The sequence below is a fragment of the Amycolatopsis sp. NPDC004625 genome (assembly GCF_040609695.1).
In the GTDB taxonomy this organism is placed as follows: domain Bacteria; phylum Actinomycetota; class Actinomycetes; order Mycobacteriales; family Pseudonocardiaceae; genus Amycolatopsis.
This window is the reverse complement of record NZ_JBEXKX010000093.1, coordinates 1-20,639: the sequence shown is the minus strand read 5'-3', so window position 1 is coordinate 20,639 and position 20,639 is coordinate 1. Positions and strand designations below refer to the sequence as shown.

The following is a 20,639-nucleotide window of genomic DNA, read 5'->3' as shown; positions in this document are numbered from 1 at the left end:
CCCACCGGGCCGGGCCCCCCCCCCCCCCCCCCCTCGTGCGTCCCCGCAACCACCCCCACCGGTGGACCCCCCGCCCGCGGGGGGGTCCCACGGTTCGAGGAAGAAAAAACTCAGCCGGCCTCGGCCCGCGGGCCGAACGAGTAGCCCTGGCCGCCGCTCGTCGAACCGGTCGTCTGCCCGGAGTTCGAGGACGCCGACGCCGGGGCCGCGGAGCCGCGGTCGTCGAGCTCGCGCAGCTGGGACTCGAGGAACCCGCGCAACCGCGTGCGGTACTCCCGCTCGATGGTGCGCAGCTCTTCGATCTTCTTGCCCAGCCCGCTCTTCTCGGAGTTCAGGCTGTTCATCGTCTCGGTGTACTTCCGCTGCGACTCGCGCTCCAGCGTCGTCGCCTTGTCACGCGCCTGGCGCTCCAGCGTCTCCGCCCGGGTGCGCGCGTCGTTCAGCATCGTGTCGACGCGGGTGCGCGCCTCGTTCACCATCGAGTCGGACTTCGCCCGGGCGTCCGAGAGCAGCTGCTCGGACTTCGTGCGGGCCTCGGCCAGCATGCCGTCGGACTCGGTCTTCGCCTCGGCGGTGAGCCGGTCGGCCATTTCCTGGGCCAGGCCCAGGACCTTGGCCGCCTGCACGTTCGGCTCGGTGCTGTCGCCGACCATCGAGTGCGCCTGCGTCTGCTCCATGGCGGACTGCGGCGGCGGCACCGGCGCCAGGCGCCGCGACGGCTCTTCGCGCATCGGGGGCGCACCGACGTTCGCCTTGGCGCTTTCCAGCTCGCTGCGGGTCGACTCGAGCTCCGCGTCCAGCTGTTCCATCTGCTGGCGCAGCTCGTTGTTGTCCTCGATCAACCGGGCCAGCTCGGTCTCCACCAGGTCGAGGAACGCGTCCACCTCGTCCTCGTTGTAGCCCCTCTTGCCGATGGGCGGCTTGCTGAACGCGACGTTATGCACGTCAGCGGGGGTCAACGACATCAGATCACCTCACGCACTCCATGGCCTGCAGGGTCCACCCAAGTTTCCCCGATCAACTTGGAGTCGCCAGTTGCATCGCGAAGAACACAACCAACAGCAGCACCATAATCGACAAGTCCAGTCCGACGCCGCCGATCCGGACCATCGGAATGATCCTTCTGAACAACCGGACCGGCGGGTCCGTCACTGTGTAGATGGTCTCGAGCGTGACCGCAACCCCTCCGGCCGGATGCCACTCACGCGCGAAGGTCCGGACGAGTTCGACCACGATCCGCGCCGTCAGCAGCAGCCAGAAGGCGAACAGCACGTACCAGACGACCAGCCACACAGCTTCCACGTACCTACTCTAACCGGGCGTCCTCCTCGAAGACGCAGTTGAGGGGGCCGACGCCGGATCGGGTCGGCAAAGTCACGTCTGCTTGCGCTCAGCGGTACGGCCGACTTCAGCCCCGCAAAAACAATCCGCCCTCGGCAATCCGCCGACGGTCCTCCGCCGTGACGTCCACATCGGGCGGTGAGAGAAGGAACACCTTGTTGGTCACCTTGTCCATCGACCCTCTGAGCGCGAACGCCAGCCCGGCGGCGAAGTCGACGAGCCGCTTCGCGTCCGCGTTCTCCATCTCGGTGAGGTTCATGATCACCGGGATGCCCTCGCGGTAGTGCTCCCCGATCGCCCGCGCCTCCGCGTAGCTCGTCGGGTGCAGCGTCGTGATGCGGCTCAACGGGTCACGCACCGGCTGGCGCACGACCGGCTCGACGACCGGGCGCAGCCGCGCCACCGGCTCCGGCTGCCGGTCCATGGCGAGCGCGCCGTGGACGGCCGGCTCGGAGCTGGCCACGGAGCGTGACCGGCTGCGGCTGACGGGCTCGTCGTACGTGTCGTCGACCTCGCGGTACCGTGAACGCGACGACCTCGGGGCAGGCTCCTCGTAGGAGTCGTAGTCGTCGTCGTAGCCACGCCGGTAGTCGTCCTCCACGTCGTAGCCGTCCTCGTCTGCGGGCACCATCCCGAAGTAGGCCTTCAGCTTCTGCAGCGCGCTCATGCCTCTCCCTAGCCCTAGCCGCTCCCGCACCGACTGTTTCCACGCCGTCAGTGCCCCGCGCGGGCGGCCACGAAACGTGACGACCGCGCGAGCTCCCTACGGCGAGGCTAAACCGCGTCCACCGAGCAGCGCGGTTCCGACACGCACACAGGTGGAGCCGTGCGTGATCGCCTGCTCGAGATCATGGCTCATCCCGGCGGACACGTCTGCGGCATTCGGGTGATCTTTGCGGAGGCCCTCCCCCGCGCGAGCGAGCCGCTCGAAGGCGGCGGCGGGGTCGGTGTCCAGCGGCGCGACGGCCATCAGGCCGCGAAGCCGCAGTTCATCGGTGCGGGCGATGCGGTCGGCCAGCGCACCCAGCTCGCCGAGCGGGCAGCCACCGCGTTCGGGGTCCTCGTCGAGGCTCGCCTGGATCAGCACGTCGAGGGGTTCGTCACGTATCTGGGCGTCGCGAACCGCACGCACGGCCTTCGCCAGTGCGTCGGCGAGCCGCGCCGAATCGACGGACTGCACCTCGTGGGCCCACCCGACGACCGAACGCGCCTTGTTCCGCTGCAGCCGGCCGACCATGTGCCACCGCAGCCCGGGGACCTCGGCGGCTTTCGGGCCCGCCTCCTGGTCGCGGTTCTCCCCCACGTCGGTGACGCCGAGCTCGGCCAGCAGGGCGACGTCGGAGGCGGGGAACGTCTTGGTGATCGCGATCAGCTTGACCTCTTCCCGGGCCCGCCCGGCGGCCCGGCAGGCGGCCGCGATCCGCGCCTCGACCTCGGCGAGGTTCTCGGCCAGCTCGGCCTTGCGGTCGGTCATGCCTCGATCCAGGTGATGCCGGCGATCCGCCCGGTGGTCCCGTCGCGGCGGTAGCTGAACAGCGTCTTGTCCTCGTTCGTGCACCGCGGGTCGACACCGATCCGGCCGACGCCCAGGTCGGCGAGCTGCCGCCAGAGCCCGGCGCGCAGGTCGAGCCCGGGCGTGCCCGCGCGGGTCTTGCAGGCCGAACCCGGGACGTGTTTCTCGACGTCGGCGGCCATTTCGGCGGGGACCTCGTAGCAGTCGCCGCAGATGGCCGGGCCGAGCAGCGCCTCGATCCGGCCCACCTCGGCACCGGCCGAGCGCATGGCCTCGACCGCGGCCGGGACCACGCCGACGCGCGTGCCCACCCGGCCCGCGTGCACCGCGGCGACCACCCCGGCCTCGGCGTCGGCCAGCAGGATCGGCACGCAGTCGGCGACCAGCACCACGAGCGCGACGCCCGGGGTCGCGGTCACCAGCGCGTCGGTCGCCTCGGCCGCGGCGGTCTCGGTGCCGTCCACGACGGTCGCCGTCCGGCCGTGGACCTGCTCCATCCAGGCCAGCTTGTCCTCAGCCAGGCCGAGCTCGCTCGCCAGGCGCTTGCGGTTCGCGTAGACGTTGCCTTCGTCGTCGCCGACGTGGTCACCCAGGTTGAAGGTGTCGTAGGGCGGCCGTGACGCGCCGCCCGCCCTGGTCGTGACCACTCGCCGAACCCGCACGAATCCTCCTGGACGTGGATGAAGGCCATCACCCACGACTCTAGTTCGCGGGTGACGGCCTTCGGCGGCGAGTGGCTAGCGCCGCATGAACGGCGGGACGTCGACCTCGTCGTCCGACGGGTCGTCGTGCACCGGCATCGCGCGGCCGGGCAGGCTGCCCTGGGTCGCGTTGGAGCCGAGCGGCGAGTACCCGCGCGAGCCGCCGCCGGGCTGCGGGAGCCCGCCGGCCGGCTGGTTGCCGGCGGCCGAGGGCAGCGGCGAGTGCGACCGCGGCGGCGCCACCGGGTAGCCGGAGCTGCCCGCGGACGGCACCGGGGTGGCGCCCGACGGCGGCGTCGGCGGGTTCGAGACCTGCCCGGCCGAGGCCGACGCGGTGGTGGACGCGCGCGAGCCGGAGCCGAAGGTCGACGGGTCCAGCTTCTTGTGCGTCGGCGCGCCGGCGTCGAAGCCGGCCGCGATCACCGTGACGCGGACCTCGTCGCCGAGGGAGTCGTCGATGATCGTGCCGAAGATGATGTTCGCGTCCGGGTGTGCGGACTCCTGCACCAGCGACGCGGCCTCGTTGATCTCGAAGAGGCCCAGGTCGGAGCCGCCCGCGATGGACAGCAGCGCACCGTGGGCGCCGTCCATGGACGCCTCCAGCAGCGGCGAGTTGATCGCCTTCTCCGCGGCCTGGATGGCCCGGCCCTCCCCGCGCGCCGAGCCGATGCCCATCAGCGCGGAGCCCGCGCCGGACATCACGCTCTTGACGTCGGCGAAGTCCAGGTTGATCAGGCCCGGCGTGGTGATCAGGTCGGTGATGCCCTGGACACCGGACAGCAGCACCTCGTCCGCGGAGCGGAACGCGTCCATCAGCGACACGCCGATGTCGCCGAGCTGCAGCAGCCGGTCGTTCGGGATCACGATGAGCGTGTCGCACTCGTTGCGCAGCGACTGGATGCCGTCCTCGGCCTGCTTGCCGCGGCGCTTGCCCTCGAAGGTGAACGGGCGGGTCACGACGCCGATGGTCAGCGCGCCCAGCTTGCGGGCGATCTGGGCCACGACCGGGGCGCCACCGGTGCCGGTGCCGCCGCCTTCGCCGGCCGTCACGAACACCATGTCGGCGCCCTTGATGACCTCTTCGATCTCTTCACGGTGGTCTTCGGCGGCCTTCTGGCCGACCTCGGGGGCGGCGCCCGCGCCGAGGCCGCGGGTCAGTTCACGGCCGATGTCGAGCTTGACGTCGGCGTCGGACATGAGCAGTGCTTGTGCGTCGGTGTTCACCGCGATGAACTCGACACCCTTGAGGCCGACCTCGATCATGCGGTTCACGGCGTTCACGCCGCCACCGCCGATGCCGACCACCTTGATCACCGCAAGGTAGTTGTGCGGGGGCGTCATCGAAGTCCGCCTTCCTGATCGTTGTGCCCGTACAGCCCGCCGGCCGGTGATCGACTCTCAACCTCAACCCCAGATTGAGAGTTATGTCAACTGCCGACGTTAGGCAGGACGGTAGGCACCAGGCACGCTCTAATCCAGTAGGCACGCCGTGTGTCGCAAAGGTGTTTTGCCACAACACGTTCGAGCGCGCAAGAGCGGGGAGCCGGGAGCACCGCCCCGGCCCGATCTGCTATGGCGCAAGATCAGGCCGGTGCGGGCATGCTCATGAGCACGTCGCTGGGTGTCCCGGTGGGCGAACCACCCGCCTGCTCGACGCTCACCGCGAGCTTGTCCACCGCCCCGACGCCGTCGGCCACGACCAGGCCGCCGTCGTCCGACGCGGCGATCACCCCGGCCGAGCGCGGCGCGTTCGCGCCGGTGATCAGCCAGGCCTCGTAGACCTTGCCGCCCGGCTGGGCCGGCAGCCCGATGTCCATCACCATGACGCGGTTCAGCGACTTCGAGACGATGACGGTGACGCCGCCACCGATGGGCGCCTCGCCGTGCACGGTCTTCGCGTCGGGCGCCGACAGCAGCGCCGCCACCGGCTCGTAGCGCTGTTTCGCCTGGTCGAGCCGGCTCTGCGCGGACTGCAGCTCCTGCTGCTGGGTCAGCGCGATGCCGCCGAAGACACCGCCCGCGGCGAGCCCGACGACGGCGGCCGCGGCCGCCACGACCACCGCCCAGCGCGGCGCCCGCGCCGACCGCCGGGACCGCTCGTGGGCCCCCGGCCGGGTCCGCGGCGGCAGCTGGCGGGTGGCGTGCATGGCCGCCAGCACGCGGTCCTTGAACTCCGGCGGCGGCTCCTCGGCCATCGCCGCGCCGAGCCGGGCCGCGGTCGCGCGCAGCTCGGCGACCTCCTGCGCGCACGACTCGCACTGCTCGAGGTGGCGGGCGAACTCCGCGCGCTCGACGTCGTTGACGGCGTCGAGCGCGAAGGCCCCGGCCAGGGTGTGCATCTCCGGCGTGCTCAAGCGGTCACCCCCAGGCAGTCCCGCAGGCGGATCAGGCCGTCCCGCAGCCGCGTCTTGACGGTGCCCTGCGGCGTCGACAGCACTTCGGCCACCTCGCGATACGTATAGCCCTGGTAGTAGGCGAGCAGCACGGACTCGCGCTGCAGGTCGGTCAGGAAGGACAGGCACCGGCGCACCTGGGAGCGTTCGAGCCGCGCGGTGACGGACTCGGCGACCTCGTCGAACGGCCGGCCGCGGGCGGCTTCGAAGGTCGCCTTCTGCTCGCGCTCGGTGCTCGCGCGCGCCGAGCGGACGCGGTCGACCGCGCGGCGGTGCGCCAGGGTCATCGCCCAGTTCAGCGCCGAGCCCTTGTCGGGGGCGTACCGGGTCGCGGTGCGCCACAGCTCGACGAGGACCTCCTGGGCGACCTCTTCGGACTGGGCCGCGTCGCGCACGATCCGCCGGACGAGGCCGTAGATCGGCCCCGCGAACTGGTCGTAGAGCAGCTCGAAGGCCCGTTCGTCGCCCTTGGCGACGCGGACCATCAGCTCCTCGGCGATCGGGCCGGCCGGGGGTTCGGAGGGCACCGGCGCCATCCGGCGCGAGCGGGCCGGCTCATCCATGCAGCTGTCCTCCGGCGTTCTGCGGGGTGCGCGGCACGACCGCGGCCTTCCGCAGCCACAGCGTGACGCCGTGGCGGCGGATCAGGGCGGACACCCGCTGCGGGAGCAGCGGCCGGGCCAGCACGAGCCGGGCCAGCCACCGCGGGTTCACCGGGCGGCGAACTCCCCGAAGCGTAGCGACCAGCGGCGTCGCGTTCCCGCGGCGCAGGGCCACGGTGAGGTCGAGCAGCGCTTCCGGGTGCGGCAGGCGCATCCGGTACTCCCCGTCCATCTCCTGGAACGGCGAGACGTAGAACTCCTTGGCCGCGCGGGCGCGCCCGGCGTCGTCGGGGTGCAGCAGGTAGGCGTGGCGGCCGCCGTAGGTGTTGTGCACCTCGGCGACGACGCACGCGAGCCGGCCGTCGGAGCCGTGGCACCAGTAGACGCTGATCGGGTTGAACACGTACCCGAGCACGCGCGCGGCGGCCAGCATCACGACCCGGCCGCCGCGCAGGTCGACGCCGCGTTCGGCGAGCCACGCGTCCAGCTTCTCCCGGATGCCGCGCGGGTCCGAGGCCACGAAGTGGTCGCGGACGTCGAACCGGGCGAACGGCCGCAGCCACCACGGCAGCCGCGGGAGGTCGTCCAGGTCGACCCGCCACAGGTACACGCGGTGGGCGAAGGCGTGCGGCGGGTCGATCCGCCGCACGTGCGCGACCGTGGCGTCGTAGAGGGCGTTCGTCACCAGGTCACCCCGAGGCTTTCGGCGGCGCGGGCCCCCGAGGAACAGCCGTCTTCGTGGAAGCCCCAGCCGTGGTAGGCACCCGCGTACGCCAGCACGCCGTCGTTGAGCTCGGGCAGCCGGCGCTGCGCGGCCACGGCCTCCGGCGTGTAGACGGGGTGTTCGTACCGCATCCGCGCGACGAGGCGGTCCGCCGCGGGGCCGTCGCCCGGGTTGAGCGTGACGACGTACCCGGTCGGCTCGTCCAGCCGCATCAGGCGGTTCATGTCGTAGCTGACCTGGACCGCGCCGGTCGGCGCGCCGCAGACCGGCGCCCGGTAGTTCCAGCCGGCCCTGGCGTCGGGCCGCGAGGGCAGCACGCTGGTGTCGGTGTGCAGCCAGGCTTCGTTGGCCGAGTACCGGAACGCGCCGAGCACCTCGCGCTCGGCGTCGGTCGGGTCGGCCAGCAGGGCCAGCGCCTGGTCGGCGTGCGTGGCGACGACGACCTTGTCGACGCGGTGCGGCGTGTCGGCGTCGTCGCGGATCTCGACGCCGCCCGCGGTCCGCAGCACCGACCGCACGGGCGTCGACAGGTGGACGGCGGTGAGCTGCTTCGCCGCCAGCTCGACGTACTCGCGGGAGCCGCCGGCGACGGTCCGCCACGTCGGCGAGTTCTTCACCGAGAGCATGCCGTGGTTGCGGAGGAACTCGAACAGGTACCGCGCCGGGTACCGGAGGGTGTCGGTGCGGTCGGCCGACCACACCGTCGACACCAGCGGCAGCATGAAGTGGTCGACGAAGTAGCGCGTGTAGCCGCCGATGGCGAGGAACGCGCCGAGCGTGACGTCGCCGGCGTCCTTCTCCGCCAGCAGCCGCTTCGCGTGCCGGTGGAACCGCTTCACCTCGGCCAGCATCCGCAGGTACCGGCCGCGGAAGGCGTTGCCGCGCTGGGCGAACAGCCCGGGCAGGCCCTTCGCGCCGGCGTACTGCAGGCCGCAGCCGTCGCAGCGGATGCTCATCGACATCTCGGTGTCGCGGGTGGTCACCCCGAGCTCGCCGAACAGCTTCAGCAGGGTCGGGTAGGTGCGCTCGTTGTGGACGATGAAGCCGGAGTCCACGCCGATCGTGCCGCCGTGGGTGCTCGGCACGCTGTGCGTGTGCGCGTGCCCGCCCAGGCGGTCGTCGGCCTCGAACAGCAGTACCTCGTACTTGCGTTGCAGCAGGTAAGCCGCGGTCAGTCCGGCCACCCCGCTGCCGATGACGCCGATGCGTTCTCCCGTGATCTCCACACCGGTCCTTCGGGACCGCGGCCCGGCCGGATTGGCGGAGGTTTCGTGGGCGCCCTGCCGCAGCTGGTCGTGAGTGGTAAGGCGGGTTAGAACCCGCCTTACCACTCACGACCTTCAGAGGCGGGTGGCGTCCATGATCGCCTGGGCGAACGGCCGGGGCGCCTCCTGCGGGACGTTGTGGCCGATGCCGTCGAAGACGCGGTGCTCGTACTTGCCGGTGAACTTGGCGCGGTACGCCTTGCCGTCCTTGGCCGCGCCGTCGAAGTCGCTGCCGATCGTGATCGCCGGGACGCCGATGGTCGCGCCCGCGGCCAGTTTCCGTTCGTACGTCTCGTACTGCGGCTCGCCCGGGGCGAGGCTCAGGCGCCAGCGGTAGTTGTGGATCACGATGGCCACGTGGTCCGGGTTGTCGAACGCCGCCGCGCTGCGGTCGTAGGTCGCATTGTCGAAGGGCCAGGCCGGGGACGCGGTCTTCCAGATCAGCTTGGTGAAGTCGTGGCGGTTCGCCGCATAGCCGGCGCGGCCGCGCTCGGTCGCGAAGTAGTACTGGTACCACCAGCCGAGTTCGGCGGCCGGGGCCAGCGGCTGCTGGTTCGCCTTGAGGTTCGTGACGATGTACCCGCTCACCGCGACGATCGCCCGGCAGCGCTCGGGCCACAGCGCGGCGATGATGTCGACGGTCCGGCCGCCCCAGTCGTAGCCGCCGAAGACGGCCTTGTCGATCTTGAGCGCGTCCAGCAGCGCGATGACGTCGAGCGCCACCGCCGTCTGCTGGCCGTTGCGGACGGTACCGGCGGACTTGAACACCGTCGGGCCGTAGCCGCGCAGGTAGGGCACGATCACGCGGTGGCCGGCGGCGGCGAGGACCGGCGCGACGTCGACGTAGCTGTACGGGTCGTACGGCCAGCCGTGCAGCAGCACCACCGGCTGCCCGGTCGCCGGCCCGAACTCGTGGTAGGCCATGGTCAGCACCCCGGCGTCGGCCTGCTTGACCGGCCCGAGCGAGGTGTGCTCCCCCGAGCCCGCCCGCAGGTCGGGGCCCGGCGCCGGAGCGGCCGCGGGAGTGCCCGCCGAGCAGGCCGCCAAGGACGTCGCCGCGAGCCCGGCCGCGAACGCCTGCCCGAACCTTCTCCTGCTGATCATCTGCTGCTCCTGTGCGAAAGACCGTGGGACTTTCACCACGTTAGGAGCCGTTTGGTGACCTTCGCGCCCGTCGGGTGACGCAGCCGGTGTACGTCACTGTTCGAGGGTCTTCAGCGTCCCGGCGAGGTCGGCGCGGGAGCTGACGCCCAGCTTGGGGAAGATCCGGTGCAGGTGGGTGCCGACCGTCCGGTGCGAAAGGTACAGCCGCTGCCCGATCTCCCGGTTCGTCAGCCCCTCGGCGGCCAGCTGCGCGATGCTCAGCTCGTGCGGGGTCAGCTTGTCCCGGGCGTCCGGGCCGCGGTTCGGGCTCGACTCGCCCGCGCTGCGCAGCTCGCGGCGGGCCCGCTCGGCCCAGGCCGTCATGCCCAGCGCGTCGAAGGTCTTGCGGGCGGTGCGCAGGTGCGTCCGCGATTCGACGACCCGCCGCTGCCGCCGCAGCCACTCGCCGAACGCGAGGTGGACGCGGCCGCGTTCGGCGGGCCAGCCGGCGAGGTCGGCTTCGAGGGCCTCGGCGAACCGCTCGTCGCTCGGGTCGAGCACGGCCCGCGCGTACCGGAGGCCGATCTGCAGGGCGGGTGACGGCGTGTCCAGGTCCGCGAGCCCGGCCAGCACGTCCCGCAGTTCGGCGGTCCGCCCGGCCCGCACCGCGGCCTCGGTGAGTTCCGGGACGCAGTACGCGCGCAACGCCAGCTGGTAGGCGGGGTCGGCCGGATCGAGCAGCCGGCGCAGGTCGGCGAACGCGTCCTCGAACCGGCCCTCGCCGAGGTGCGTCAGCCCGCGGGTCAGCTGCACGGTGGCCAGCACGGGGCGGGCACCGGCCGCGAGCCCGGCGCGTTCGGCCTCGTCGGCCAGGGTTTTCGCCTGTTTGTGGTCGCCGCGCAGGGCGGCGATCTCGGCCTGGACGGCGGTGGCCAGCCCGGCCATGAACGGCTGCCCGGTTTCCCGGGCGAACCGGCCGGCTTCCGCCGCGGCCGGGACCGCGCCGGCGAGGTCGCCGAGCCGCACCCGGCTCCACGCCAGGACGGCCAGCGCCCGCGGCAGCACCCCGAGCCGCCCCTGGGCCCGCAGCCCGGGCGCGGCGGCGGAGGAGAAGCGCGCGGCGAGGTCGAAGGCGCCGACCTGCAGCGCGGCGCTGCCGAGGTACCGGTCGACCTCAGGATCGGCGCCGGTCTTCGCGACCAGCGTCCGGAGGTGGCCCAGGACGGCTCCGCCGCGTTCGAACGGAGCGACGTACGCGGTGACGGCGACGACCCGCGGGTCGTCTTCGGGAATCGGCAGCCGATCGGCGACGTCCAGGAGGTCCTTCCTCGCTTCCGGGCCGGGTTCGGTCCAGAAGCAGCGCATGGCGGCGCTCCAGAGGATCCGCACGGCGGCATCGTGCTGCCCGTCGGCGGCGACGGCGGCGGCGGTCCGGGCGAGTTCGGCGACGCGGGCGGGGTCTTCACGGACGCCGTCTTCGAACTCGCTGAGCAGCCGGGTCGCGGTCGCACGCCGGTGCGCGCCGGCGGGGTCGGCCGTGCGGACGAGGCGTTCGGCGGTTTCCCGCTGGCCGGACTCGACGGCCAGGCCGGCGGCCAGCAGCAGCCGATCGGTCCGGCGTTCCGGCTCTTCGCTGAGCCGCGCGGCCTGTTCGAGAGCGGCGATCGCGGCGGCGGCCCCGCCCCGGAAGCGGGCGCGCTCGGCGGTGCGTTCGAGCTCGGTGGCGACGGTTTCGTCGGGCCCGGCGGTGGCGGCGGCCTGGTGCCAGGCGCGCCGATCGGGCTGGTCGCGGAGGGCTTCGACGAGGGCGAGGTGGGCGTTCCGGCGGTCGAACGGGGTTGCGGCGGCAGGAATGGCGGACCGCATGAGGGGGTGGCGGAAGGTGACGGCCCCGGCGGAGAGCTCGATCAGCCGCGCCTCGACGGCGGGGGCGAGGAGTCCGGGATCGGCGGGCACCTCCAGCCATGCTCCCGTCGCCGCCAAGGTCTCGGTCAACGATGTCGTCTCGTTCAGCGCCGCCACCAGCAGGGCCGTCCGGGTGCCCTCCGGCAGTACCGCCACCCGGTCCGAGAACGTCCGCTCCAGCCGTTCCGTCAACGGCAGCCGCGGGTCGAGCCCGTCCGATTCCGCCACCGCCGCAGGCAGCTCCGTCAACGCCAGCGGCAACCCCGCAGCCTCCGTCAGCAGCCGCGTGCGGACCGCCGGTGCGAGCCGGGGTGCCACCGAATCCAGCAGCGAAGCCGCCGCGTCCGCCTCCAGCCGCTCCAGCACCATCGATGCCAGCCCCGCCGACAGCAGCGGGGACTCGGCCCCGTCCCGCAGCGTCGCCACCAGGACGATCGGCTCGGTCTCGATCCGCCGGGCCACGAACGCCAGGACGTCCGCGCTGGCCCGGTCCAGCCAGTGCACGTCCTCGGCCACCAGCAGCAACGGCTTCACCGCCGCTTCCTCGGCCAGCAGCGTCAACACCGCCAGCCCGACCGAGTACGTGCTCGGCGAAGCACCGTCAGCGAGCCCCAGCGCCGTCCGCAGGGCGTCCCGCTGCGGCCCGGGCAGCTCCGGCACCCCGGCCCGGACCGGGTACAGGAGCTGGTGCAACCCGGCGTACGCCAGGTTCCGCTCGGCCTCGGACCCGGTCGTCCGCAGCACCCGCAGGCCCGCCACCGAGGCCGCCGCGGCGGTCGAAGCCACCAGCGCGGACTTCCCGATGCCCGCTTCGCCGCGGATGACGACGCCGCTGCGGTCGTCCGGGCCGTCGACGAGCTCGCCCAGCTCCTTCAGCTCGGTTTCCCGTCCGCTCAGCGCCATGGAAACGACCTTACCCAACCCCGTTTCCGCAGCTCACGGCCGAGTGACGTACGCCGGCAGCGTCATCCGACGGGCGCGGGCGCCGCGGCCGTCCCCCTAGCGTTCCCCCGCAATGACCAGCGACCGGAGAGACAGATGAAACGCCTCCTTCTCGCTGCCGCCGTGCCGCTCCTGCTGACCACCGTCGTCACGCAGCCGGCCGCCTCGGCAGCAACCCCGACCCCGTGCGCCGCCGTCGCGATGCCCGCGCCGCCCGGTGCGAAGATCGAGTCGGTGCAGGCCGCGCAGCAGCCGTCGTACTGCCTGATCACCGTCACCCTCACCCACACCGGCACCGACCACGTCAAGGTCGCCGTGGCGCTGCCGGACGCCGGGTGGACCGGCCGGCTCCAGGCCCTCGGCGGCAGTGCCTACGCCGCCGGCAACTTCGACGCCCTCGCCCCGGCGGTCAAGGACGGCTACGCCGCCGTGACGACCGACGCCGGCGTGTCACTGGACGGCCTCGACACGTCCTGGGCGGTGCGGGACGGCCGCGTCGACCAGACCCTGCTGACCAACTTCGCCACCCGATCGGTGCACGAAGAGGCCGTCATCGGCAAGGCCGTCACGCAGCGGTACTACCAGCGCCCGATCTCCTACGCCTACTGGACGGGCTGCTCGACCGGCGGCCGCCAGGGCTACTCCGAAGCCCAGAACCATCCGAAGGACTTCGACGGCATCCTGGCGAACGCCCCGGCCGTCGACTGGACGCAGTTCGCGGTCGCGACCCTCTGGCCGCAGGTGGTGATGAACCAGAGCCACGACTTCCCCAGCACCTGCGTGCTTTCGGCGTTCCGCACGGCCGCGATCCAGGCGTGCGACGCGAACGACGGCGTGACGAACGGCATCGTCGACCGGCCGGACGAGTGCGGCTACGACCCCCGCAGCCTCGTCGGGACGAAGGTGGTCTGCGACGGCCACGAGTTCACCGTCACCGCGGCGGACGCCGAGGTCATGCGCAAGATCTGGGCCGGCCCGACCGACGAGCGCGGCCGCCGGCTGTGGGCGGGCCTGCCGAAGGGCGCGGACTTCACCTGGCTGGCCGGTACCCAGCCGGGCCCCGACGGCACGCTGACCGCGCCGGGCTTCCCGGTGGCCGTCAAGTGGGTGCAGTCGTTCCTCGAGAAGCAACCCGCTTTCGACACCTCGAAGCTGACGTACGCGCAGTACACGGCCCTGTTCCGCCAGTCGGTCCGGGAGTACGACGACGTCATCGGCACGTCCGACCCGGACCTGTCGGCGTTCCGGCGGGCCGGCGGCAAGCTGATCACCTTCGTCGGCGCGAACGACCAGCTGATCCCGCCGGGCGGCACGCTGTCCTACCGCGCCCGGGTCGAACGCACGATGGGCGGTGCGCAGCGGGTCAACGACTTCTACCGGCTGTTCCTCGCCCCGGGTGTCGAGCACTGCTTCGGCGGTGGCGGCCCGGAGCCGACGAACGCGCTGGGCGCGCTGGTCGACTGGGTCGAGCACGGCCAGGCGCCGGCGACGCTGGCCGCGGCGTCCGCGGACGGCAAGACGCGCAACCTCTGCCCGCTCCCACGGGCTTCCCGCTACACCGGCGGTGACCCGGCCACGGCGTCGAGCTACCGCTGCCGCTGATCTCCGGTCCGCGAGCGCCCTCCCCCGGCGCTCGCGGACTGGACTTGCGGGTCCAAAATCCGCTCGGCACGCTGAAGTCATGGCACTCGATCAGTACTACCTCCTCGGCCGCTCCGGCCTCCGCGTCAGCCGGCTCGCGCTCGGCACCATGAACTTCGGCACCGGCGGTTTCCACGCCGCCTACGGCAAAACCGAAGCCGATGCCCGCCCGATCTTCCGGAAGTACCTCGACGAGGGCGGCAACTTCGTCGACACCGCGGACTTCTACACCGCGGGCGAGAGCGAGACGATCCTCGGCAAGCTCATCGCCGAGACGAACGCCCGCGACCGGCTCGTGCTCACCACCAAGTTCACCAACACCGTCGACCCGGCCGACCCGAACGCCGGCGGCAACGGCCGCAAGCACATGATCCGCGCGCTCGAAGCGTCCCTGCGCCGCCTGGGCACCGACCACGTCGACCTCTTCCTGCTGCACACCTGGGACCGGATCACCCCGGTCGAGGAGGTCGTGCGCACGTTCGACGACCTCGTCCGCGCGGGCAAGATCCGCTACCCCGGCCTGTCCGACGTCCCGAGCTGGTACGCGGCCCGCGCGCAGACGCTCGCCGAGACGCAGTCACTCGCGCCGATGGTCAACCTGCAGCTGCCGTATTCGCTGGTGCAGCGGGAAATCGAGACCGAGCACGTGCCGATGGGGCAGGCACTCGGCCTCGGTGTCACGGCGTGGAGCCCCCTGGCCGGCGGCTTCCTCACCGGCAAGTACCGCGACGGCGGCACGGGCCGCCTGAGCGAGGCACCCACCTGGACCGAGCGCGACCGGCAGCTGCTCAAGCCCCTCGACGAGGTCGCGAACACCCTCGGCGTCGCGATGGCCCAGGTGGCGATCAACTGGGTGGCCACCCAGCCGGGTATCGCGGCCGCGATCGTCGGCGCGAGCAGCGCGGACCAGCTCGGCAGGAGCATGGCCGCGCTGGACTTCGAGCTCCCGCCCGAGCTGCGCGCCCAGCTCGACGAGGCGAGCGCGGTCCCGCCGGCGTCGGTGTACCGCATGTTCACCCCGGCCTACCAGAACTGGATCGTCAGCCCGGGCCTGAAGATCGGCGACAAGCCGGCGGGATACGCGCCCGCGGTGCGGAACTGGTAGCTCAGCCCGACACCACCTCGCCGCCCTGGACGATGTGGTGGAACTTCTCCGGCTCGGCCAGCACCCCGATGTCGGACAGCGGATCTCCGGGCACCACCAGCAGGTCCGCGTGCGCACCCACGGCCAGGGTCCCGATCTCGCCGGTCAGGTTCAGCAGGTCCGCCGCGGTCGACGTCGCCGAGCGGAGGACCTCCAGCGGGGACTGGACCTCGGCGCGCAGGCGGAACTCGTGGTTCTGGTGGCGGTGCATGCCGCCGAGCAGGTCCGTGCCGTAGACCAGCCTGACGCCGCCGCGGGCCGCGCGCTCCAGGGCCGCCAGGCCCGCGCCGAGGACCTCGTCGACCTTGCGCCAGCTCGATTCCGGCAGCCCGTGCTCGCGGCCTTCCTCCTTGAGGGCCCAGTACGTCACCAGGGTCGGCACGAGGAAGGCGTCGTGCTCGGCGAACAGTTCGATGCTGCGGTCGTCGATCAGGTTGCCGTGCTCGATCGACCGGACGCCGGCCTCCAGGGCGCGGTTGACGGCGCGGGCGGTGTAGGCGTGCGCGGCGACGTACCGGTTGGCCGCCTCGGCCTCCTCGACGATCGCGCGCAGTTCCCCGGCCGAGTACTGCGTCGAGTCGATGCGGTCGGTCGGGGACGCCACGCCGCCCGAGGCCATCACCTTGATGTGGTGGGCGCCCTTGCGCAGCTCGTCGCGGGCCGCGGCGCGGACCGCGTCGACGCCGTCGGCCACCCGGCCGAGGCCCGCGCAGCACGGGTGGTCGTCGCGCGCGTTCGTGCCGCGGGTGCGGCTGTCGCCGTGGCCGCCGGTCTGGCTCAGCGCCCGCCCGCAGAACAGCAGCCGCGGGCCGCGGAAGAGCCCCTCGGCCTGGGCGTCGGCGAGGCCGTAGTCGGCGCCGGAGGCGTCGCGGACCGTGGTGAACCCGCGGTCCAGCATGCGGCTCATCGTGCGGGCGGCGTGCGCGGCCACATAGGACGGTGACGTCGACGGCAGCGAGCCCAGGTCCGCCGTCGACGCCGTGACGTGCACGTGCGCGTCGACCAGGCCGGGCAGCACGACGGCGCCCCGCACGTCCAGCTCGGGTACGTCGGGCGCGGTCAGGCCCGGGCCCACCTCGGCGATCCGGCCGTCGGCGCACCGGAGGTCGCCTTCGGTGTATTCGCCGGACAGCGGGTCGAGCAGGCGGGCGTTGCGCAGCAGCAGGTTCACTGGTCCTCCTTGAGCGCCGGCACGGCGAGCGGGGCGAGAAGTCCGGCCTTGCGCACGGAATCCTCGTCGTAGGCGCCTTCCGCGTCGAGGATGTTCAGCACGCCGAGCGTCCGGCCGCCGTCGACCACGGGGACGTTGATGATCGACCCGCAGCCGAGGGACTCGATCAGCTCGTGGTCGGCGAAGATCGCCCGCACCGCCGCCTTGTCCGGGCCGAAGTACGGCTCCCGCGCGGTGATGCATCGCTCGAGCCAGCCCGCCGCGACCTCGACGGTCTTCTCGCCGCCGACCGGGTACTGCGCCGGGTGGCTGCTGTGCACCCGGCGCAGCGCCCGGCGTTCCGGGATCCACGCGAGCACGGTGAACAGCCGCACACCGAGCTCGGCGCGCACCCGTTCCTCCACAGTGGACAAACTCACTTCGTCATCTCCTTCGCGGCGGCCTTCGGGGCGCCGTGTTCGGTCAGTTCTTCCAGCGAGCGGCCCGCGGTCGACAGGCCGAAGACGAGCACGCACAGCACCCCGGCCGCCAGCACCGCCGTCGTCAGGCCGAAGACCCCGGCGAAGCCGAGGCTCGCCGCGGACAGGCCGATGATCGTCGGCGCGAGGATGCTGCCGACCCGGCCGAACGCGCTGGACAGGCCGGTGCCGCTGGCCCGGATCCAGGTCGGGAACACCTCGGGCGTGTAGGAGTACACCCCGGCGTAGGTGCCGTTGAGGAAGAAGGACAGCACCGCCCCGGCCAGCGTGATCGACCACGGCGCGCTCGTCTGGCTCAGCCAGAACGCGCTCACCGCCGAGCCGGCCAGGTAGAGGGCGATGGTGTGCTTGCGGTCGAGGCGTTCGGACAGCCACGCGGCCGAGAAGTACCCGGGCACCTGGGCCAGGTAGATGATGATCGAGAACTCGAAGCTCTTCGTCACGGTGATGCCGCGTTCGACGAGCAGCGTCGGGATCCACGAGAAGAAGCCGTAGTAGGAGAAGGTGATCACGAACCAGACGGTCCAGATCACCGCCGTCCGGCGCCGCATCGCAGGACTCCACAGGAACTTCAGCGCACTGACCAGGTTGACCTTGGGCGTCTCGGTCGCCGGCTGGGCGTCGGCCGGCGGGACCGGCGGCAGGACCGTGCCGGTGGCCTTCTCGACGTCGCGTTCCAGCTTCGCGACGACAGCCTCGGCCTCCGCGGCCCGGCCGTGGGCGAGCAGGAACCGCGGCGATTCGGGCAGGGACCGGCGCCACCACAGCAGCATGACGATCGGCAGCGCGGTGACCAGCTGCGCGACCCGCCAGCCCTCGTCGAACGACGGGACGACGAACCGCCCGATCAGCGCGGCCGCGACGAAACCGAAGGAGAAGAACCCGGCGAGCGCGCCGACGAACCAGCCGCGCCGCTTGGCCGGGACGAACTCGGACAGGAAGGGCGCGATGATCGCGCTTTCGGCGCCGGCACCCGCCCCGGCCAGCACGCGGGCGCCGAGGAAGACCTCGTAGTTCGGGGAGAAGGACGCGATGACGGAGAACAGCGCGTAGAAGGCCAGCGCGTACATCATGACCTTCTTGCGGCCGATGCGGTCGCCGAGCAGGCCGGCCGCGACCGCGCCGAAGAGGAAGCCGAACGGGGTCGCGGAGCCGATCAGGCCGAGCTGGCCGTTGTCGAGGCCCCACGCGGCCTTCGCGCTGGGCAGCAGGAACGCGACGACGGCCGAGTCCATGCCGTCGAAGGTGTAGCCGAGCCCGCCGATGACCAGGAGTTTGTGGTGGGGCCGGCTCAGCGGGAGCCGGTCCAGTCGAGCCAGCAGCGTCATGGGGAACGCCTTCCGTCGGGGAGTGCCGACAACATAGACTGCATTTCGACAAAACTGCAACGTTCGTTGCAAAACTTGTTAGGCTACGGTGCACGCGACCCGAGGGGAGACCACTGGTGGCGGAGACCGACGACGGTTTCGAGGCGTGGCTGCGGGACCGGCTGCCCGAGCGCGGCCTGCGGCCGAAGTCGGCCGCGGTGCTGGAGGTGCTGGTGTCCCAGCCGCGCCGGGCGTCGTTCGGCTCGACGGCCGAGCTGGCGCAGCTGGCCGGCGTCAACGTCGCGACCGTGACGCGCACGGCCCAGGCCCTGGGCTTCGCGGGCTGGCCGGCGCTGCAGCAGGAGCTGCGGGCGCGGTACATGTCGTCACTGAGCGCGCCGCAGGTCGCCGAGGAGCACCGCAGCGTCGGCTCACCGGGGTCGGCGTCCCTGCGCCGCGACCTCGACGGCCTCGCGCTGCTGAACCGGCGGTTCGACGAAAAGGGCCTGCGCGTGGTCGCCGACGCGATCGCGACGGCCCGCCGCACCCTGGTGATCGCCGACGGCAGCTACGCGGCGGTCGGCATCGCCATGGCCCACAACGCCCGCCTGGCGGGCTACGACGTCCACGCGGTGACGGCGGGCGACGCGGAGCTGGCCAACCAGACGGCGAAGCTGACGTCGGACGACGTCCTGGTGGCGATCAGCTTCTGGCGCCTGTACGAGAGCACGGTCCTGGCGGCGGACGAGGCCCGCACCCGCGGCGCCCGGGTGTTCGCGATCACGGACGCGGCCAGCCCGGCTCTGGCGGGCGCGGCGGAGCACGTGCTGATGGTGCCGGCGGAGGGCGTGACGTTCTTCCCGTCACTGACCGCGGGCATGGCCCTGGTCCAGGCGATCGTGGCCCAGCTGGCCGCAGCGGACCCGGCCCGCACGAGCGCATCGATCGAGGCGGCGGAGGCGATGTGGTCCCGCTTCGACCTCCTGCACCGGCGACCTTCCGGCTGACCCGGAGGCACGGCGAAGGGCACGGCCGGACATCCGGCCGTGCCCCGTGCTCGCCGTGGTCAGTGCCGGGCCGGGCCTCCGTCCGCCGAGCTCATCCGCCGGGTGAACCGGGCCGCCACGTCACGCAGCTTGATGTTCGTGTGCTGGGACTCCACGATCAGCCGGTGCATCGCCGCGTCCTCGGTGACCCGGTGGATCAGCATCAGCATGCCCTTGGCCTGCTCGATCACCGCCCGGGTCTCCATCGCGTTGCGCAGCTCGTCCGCCAGCATGCGGGCTTCGCGGTACCGGCGGGTCAGCCGCAGCACCGTCTCCACGCACAACGTGAACAGGCGCAGCACCTTCGTGTCGAACTCGTGGTAGCCGTGGCTCTCGAAGCCGAACAGCGTGATCGCGCCGACCAGGGTGTCGTCCACCCGCAGTGGCACCGCCAGGTAACTGCCCACGCCCAGCTCCTTGGCCGCGGCGACGAACTCGGGCCACTGATCGCCCGTTTCGGGGACCGCCACCCGGACGACCTCGCCGGTCAGGGCCGCGAGCAGGCCCGGACCGTCGGCCGCCGCGTACTGGACGTCGTCGATGCGCTGGGCTCGTTCGTCGGTGAAGGCCGCGGTCTGCGTCACGCCGTCGCGGACCACCATGATGCTGGCCAGGTCGGCGTCCGGGACCACCCGGACCGCTTCGCCGCAGACCGCGTCGAGCAGACCCGGTGTGTCGGACATCGATTCGAGCACCCCGACGAGATCGGCCAGCACGGCGTTCAGCTCGTCGACCCGCTCTGCCATGCCGTCGCCAGTGGTCGGCAAGGCCCACCCCTCCCATGCGTCAAGCGGCGAGCATGGGGAAGAGCTCGCCAGCAGCGTCAACAGAGACCACCGCTGGCGTTTCAACGGGTCCTCGGGAATTCTACCGGCCACAGGCCCCCGGTTTGCCGTCGGCCGCGCCGGGTAGCCGGGAAAGATGGACGATCCGGCTGTTGACGACGAACTGTGGGCGGAGTTCCACCGGGTGGTGAACATGACCTCGCGCGAGCTGGAGGACTGGCTGCGCACCCGCGACGCGGGCCCGGAGACCGAGGCGCTCCCCGGCGAGGCGGGCCCGCCGACGGGCAACGAGGTGCTGTCGATCCTGCGCAAGCGCAAGTCCGACGTGGACCGCCGCGACGCGGACGTGATGCGCAAGGTCGTCGACCGGGTGCACGCCCAGCGCCGCGACGACCTCGAGCCGACCGCGGGCGAGGCCCACTGGCGGCACCGCCTGATGTCGATCGGCCACGACCCGCTCAAACCCGCCTGACCAAAGCGTCGTGAGTGGTAAGGCGGGTTCTAACCCGCCTTACAAAACAAACCCCCGCCGGGGCCGGGGGTGGTTGGGGGGGGGCGCGGGGTGGGGGGGGGTTTGGGGGGTTTTGGTGGGCAAGC

General features: G+C 72.2%; 20 protein-coding genes. 4 read left to right on the top strand and 16 right to left on the bottom strand.

Going from position 1 to position 20,639, the window contains the following annotated elements:
- Window positions 1-110 precede the first annotated feature (110 nt).
- The 12 genes from ABZW17_RS45525 to ABZW17_RS45470 all read right to left on the bottom strand — a co-directional run bounded on the left by ABZW17_RS45525 (window position 111) and on the right by ABZW17_RS45470 (window position 12,430).
- Window positions 111-965 carry a DivIVA domain-containing protein gene (locus tag ABZW17_RS45525; protein WP_354828885.1) on the bottom strand — a complete coding sequence of 285 codons (855 nt, stop codon included), beginning with the start codon at window positions 963-965 and terminating at the stop codon, window positions 111-113.
- 52 nt (window positions 966-1,017) lie between these two features.
- Window positions 1,018-1,293, bottom strand: coding sequence for a YggT family protein (locus ABZW17_RS45520; RefSeq protein ID WP_013224824.1), 276 nt, complete (start codon window positions 1,291-1,293; stop codon window positions 1,018-1,020).
- Window positions 1,294-1,408: 115 nt separating this feature from the next.
- Complete coding sequence (sepF, locus tag ABZW17_RS45515) at window positions 1,409-2,008, bottom strand: cell division protein SepF (protein ID WP_354828882.1); 600 nt, start codon at window positions 2,006-2,008, stop codon at window positions 1,409-1,411.
- A 96-nt stretch (window positions 2,009-2,104) separates the two neighbouring features.
- On the bottom strand, window positions 2,105-2,815 hold the full coding sequence (locus ABZW17_RS45510) for a YggS family pyridoxal phosphate-dependent enzyme (protein WP_354828879.1): 711 nt from the start codon (window positions 2,813-2,815) through the stop codon (window positions 2,105-2,107).
- Window positions 2,812-3,516: a peptidoglycan editing factor PgeF gene (gene pgeF, locus ABZW17_RS45505; RefSeq protein ID WP_354828876.1), complete on the bottom strand. Its 705-nt coding sequence runs from the start codon at window positions 3,514-3,516 to the stop codon at window positions 2,812-2,814. Before pgeF ends, ABZW17_RS45510 begins: the two co-directional genes overlap by 4 nt.
- A 75-nt stretch (window positions 3,517-3,591) precedes the next feature.
- Window positions 3,592-4,896, bottom strand: a complete 1,305-nt coding sequence (gene ftsZ, locus ABZW17_RS45500; RefSeq protein WP_354828873.1) for a cell division protein FtsZ — start codon at window positions 4,894-4,896, stop codon at window positions 3,592-3,594.
- 242 nt (window positions 4,897-5,138) lie between these two features.
- Window positions 5,139-5,894 (bottom strand): anti-sigma factor, encoded by a 756-nt coding sequence (locus ABZW17_RS45495; RefSeq protein WP_354828893.1) that lies wholly within the window; start codon window positions 5,892-5,894, stop codon window positions 5,139-5,141.
- Between the two features lie 11 nt (window positions 5,895-5,905).
- Window positions 5,906-6,511, bottom strand: a complete 606-nt coding sequence (sigK, locus tag ABZW17_RS45490) for an ECF RNA polymerase sigma factor SigK (RefSeq protein WP_354828870.1) — start codon at window positions 6,509-6,511, stop codon at window positions 5,906-5,908.
- Window positions 6,504-7,238 carry a DUF1365 domain-containing protein gene (locus ABZW17_RS45485; protein ID WP_354828891.1) on the bottom strand — a complete coding sequence of 245 codons (735 nt, stop codon included), beginning with the start codon at window positions 7,236-7,238 and terminating at the stop codon, window positions 6,504-6,506. Before ABZW17_RS45485 ends, sigK begins: the two co-directional genes overlap by 8 nt.
- Window positions 7,232-8,500 carry an FAD-dependent oxidoreductase gene (locus tag ABZW17_RS45480; RefSeq protein WP_354828867.1) on the bottom strand — a complete coding sequence of 423 codons (1,269 nt, stop codon included), beginning with the start codon at window positions 8,498-8,500 and terminating at the stop codon, window positions 7,232-7,234. The genes ABZW17_RS45485 and ABZW17_RS45480 overlap by 7 nt, the downstream gene beginning before the upstream one ends.
- A gap of 114 nt (window positions 8,501-8,614) precedes the next feature.
- On the bottom strand, window positions 8,615-9,643 hold the full coding sequence (locus ABZW17_RS45475) for an alpha/beta hydrolase (RefSeq protein WP_354828864.1): 1,029 nt from the start codon (window positions 9,641-9,643) through the stop codon (window positions 8,615-8,617).
- Window positions 9,644-9,736: 93 nt separating this feature from the next.
- Window positions 9,737-12,430: an AAA family ATPase gene (locus ABZW17_RS45470; RefSeq protein WP_354828861.1), complete on the bottom strand. Its 2,694-nt coding sequence runs from the start codon at window positions 12,428-12,430 to the stop codon at window positions 9,737-9,739.
- Window positions 12,431-12,565: 135 nt separating this feature from the next.
- Here ABZW17_RS45470 and ABZW17_RS45465 point away from each other — a divergent pair, with 135 nt between their 5' ends.
- Together ABZW17_RS45465 and ABZW17_RS45460 are read left to right on the top strand one after the other, a co-directional pair.
- Window positions 12,566-14,071: a tannase/feruloyl esterase family alpha/beta hydrolase gene (locus ABZW17_RS45465; RefSeq protein ID WP_354828858.1), complete on the top strand. Its 1,506-nt coding sequence runs from the start codon at window positions 12,566-12,568 to the stop codon at window positions 14,069-14,071.
- 79 nt (window positions 14,072-14,150) lie between these two features.
- Window positions 14,151-15,215: an aldo/keto reductase gene (locus tag ABZW17_RS45460; protein WP_354828855.1), complete on the top strand. Its 1,065-nt coding sequence runs from the start codon at window positions 14,151-14,153 to the stop codon at window positions 15,213-15,215.
- 1 nt (window position 15,216) lies between these two features.
- Here the strand turns inward: ABZW17_RS45460 and ABZW17_RS45455 are convergent, their stop codons facing one another.
- The 3 genes from ABZW17_RS45455 to ABZW17_RS45445 are packed head-to-tail and all read right to left on the bottom strand — an operon-like array spanning window position 15,217 to window position 18,232.
- The gene (locus ABZW17_RS45455; protein ID WP_354828852.1) at window positions 15,217-16,425 is read right to left on the bottom strand and encodes an amidohydrolase family protein; all 1,209 of its coding nucleotides are present in this window, start codon (window positions 16,423-16,425) and stop codon (window positions 15,217-15,219) included.
- Window positions 16,422-16,844, bottom strand: a complete 423-nt coding sequence (locus tag ABZW17_RS45450) for a GAF domain-containing protein (RefSeq protein ID WP_354828850.1) — start codon at window positions 16,842-16,844, stop codon at window positions 16,422-16,424. The genes ABZW17_RS45455 and ABZW17_RS45450 overlap by 4 nt, the downstream gene beginning before the upstream one ends.
- The gene (locus ABZW17_RS45445) at window positions 16,841-18,232 is read right to left on the bottom strand and encodes an MFS transporter (protein WP_354828848.1); all 1,392 of its coding nucleotides are present in this window, start codon (window positions 18,230-18,232) and stop codon (window positions 16,841-16,843) included. Before ABZW17_RS45445 ends, ABZW17_RS45450 begins: the two co-directional genes overlap by 4 nt.
- Window positions 18,233-18,348: 116 nt before the next feature.
- On the opposite strand from ABZW17_RS45445, the gene ABZW17_RS45440 reads away from it, so the two are divergent.
- Window positions 18,349-19,218: a MurR/RpiR family transcriptional regulator gene (locus tag ABZW17_RS45440; protein ID WP_354828845.1), complete on the top strand. Its 870-nt coding sequence runs from the start codon at window positions 18,349-18,351 to the stop codon at window positions 19,216-19,218.
- 59 nt (window positions 19,219-19,277) lie between these two features.
- Here the strand turns inward: ABZW17_RS45440 and ABZW17_RS45435 are convergent, their stop codons facing one another.
- Complete coding sequence (locus ABZW17_RS45435) at window positions 19,278-20,003, bottom strand: GAF and ANTAR domain-containing protein (protein ID WP_354828888.1); 726 nt, start codon at window positions 20,001-20,003, stop codon at window positions 19,278-19,280.
- A 175-nt stretch (window positions 20,004-20,178) separates the two neighbouring features.
- Here ABZW17_RS45435 and ABZW17_RS45430 point away from each other — a divergent pair, with 175 nt between their 5' ends.
- The gene (locus tag ABZW17_RS45430) at window positions 20,179-20,514 is read left to right on the top strand and encodes a DUF3140 domain-containing protein (RefSeq protein ID WP_354828843.1); all 336 of its coding nucleotides are present in this window, start codon (window positions 20,179-20,181) and stop codon (window positions 20,512-20,514) included.
- The last annotated feature ends 125 nt before the right edge of the window (window positions 20,515-20,639 follow it).

What these genes read in the sequence shown, in the direction of transcription:
- ABZW17_RS45510 (WP_354828879.1), bottom strand. Translation starts at nt 2,815, where the DNA reads ATGACCGACCGCAAGGCCGAGCTGGCCGAGAACCTCGCCGAGGTCGAG.
- ABZW17_RS45435 (WP_354828888.1), bottom strand. Translation starts at nt 20,003, where the DNA reads ATGGCAGAGCGGGTCGACGAGCTGAACGCCGTGCTGGCCGATCTCGTC.
- ABZW17_RS45465 (WP_354828858.1), top strand. Translation starts at nt 12,566, where the DNA reads ATGAAACGCCTCCTTCTCGCTGCCGCCGTGCCGCTCCTGCTGACCACC.
- ABZW17_RS45460 (WP_354828855.1), top strand. Translation starts at nt 14,151, where the DNA reads ATGGCACTCGATCAGTACTACCTCCTCGGCCGCTCCGGCCTCCGCGTC.
- ABZW17_RS45475 (WP_354828864.1), bottom strand. Translation starts at nt 9,643, where the DNA reads ATGATCAGCAGGAGAAGGTTCGGGCAGGCGTTCGCGGCCGGGCTCGCG.
- ABZW17_RS45430 (WP_354828843.1), top strand. Translation starts at nt 20,179, where the DNA reads ATGGACGATCCGGCTGTTGACGACGAACTGTGGGCGGAGTTCCACCGG.
- ABZW17_RS45470 (WP_354828861.1), bottom strand. Translation starts at nt 12,430, where the DNA reads ATGGCGCTGAGCGGACGGGAAACCGAGCTGAAGGAGCTGGGCGAGCTC.
- ABZW17_RS45445 (WP_354828848.1), bottom strand. Translation starts at nt 18,232, where the DNA reads ATGACGCTGCTGGCTCGACTGGACCGGCTCCCGCTGAGCCGGCCCCAC.
- sepF (WP_354828882.1), bottom strand. Translation starts at nt 2,008, where the DNA reads ATGAGCGCGCTGCAGAAGCTGAAGGCCTACTTCGGGATGGTGCCCGCA.
- ABZW17_RS45525 (WP_354828885.1), bottom strand. Translation starts at nt 965, where the DNA reads ATGTCGTTGACCCCCGCTGACGTGCATAACGTCGCGTTCAGCAAGCCG.
- ftsZ (WP_354828873.1), bottom strand. Translation starts at nt 4,896, where the DNA reads ATGACGCCCCCGCACAACTACCTTGCGGTGATCAAGGTGGTCGGCATC.
- ABZW17_RS45495 (WP_354828893.1), bottom strand. Translation starts at nt 5,894, where the DNA reads ATGCACACCCTGGCCGGGGCCTTCGCGCTCGACGCCGTCAACGACGTC.
- sigK (WP_354828870.1), bottom strand. Translation starts at nt 6,511, where the DNA reads ATGGATGAGCCGGCCCGCTCGCGCCGGATGGCGCCGGTGCCCTCCGAA.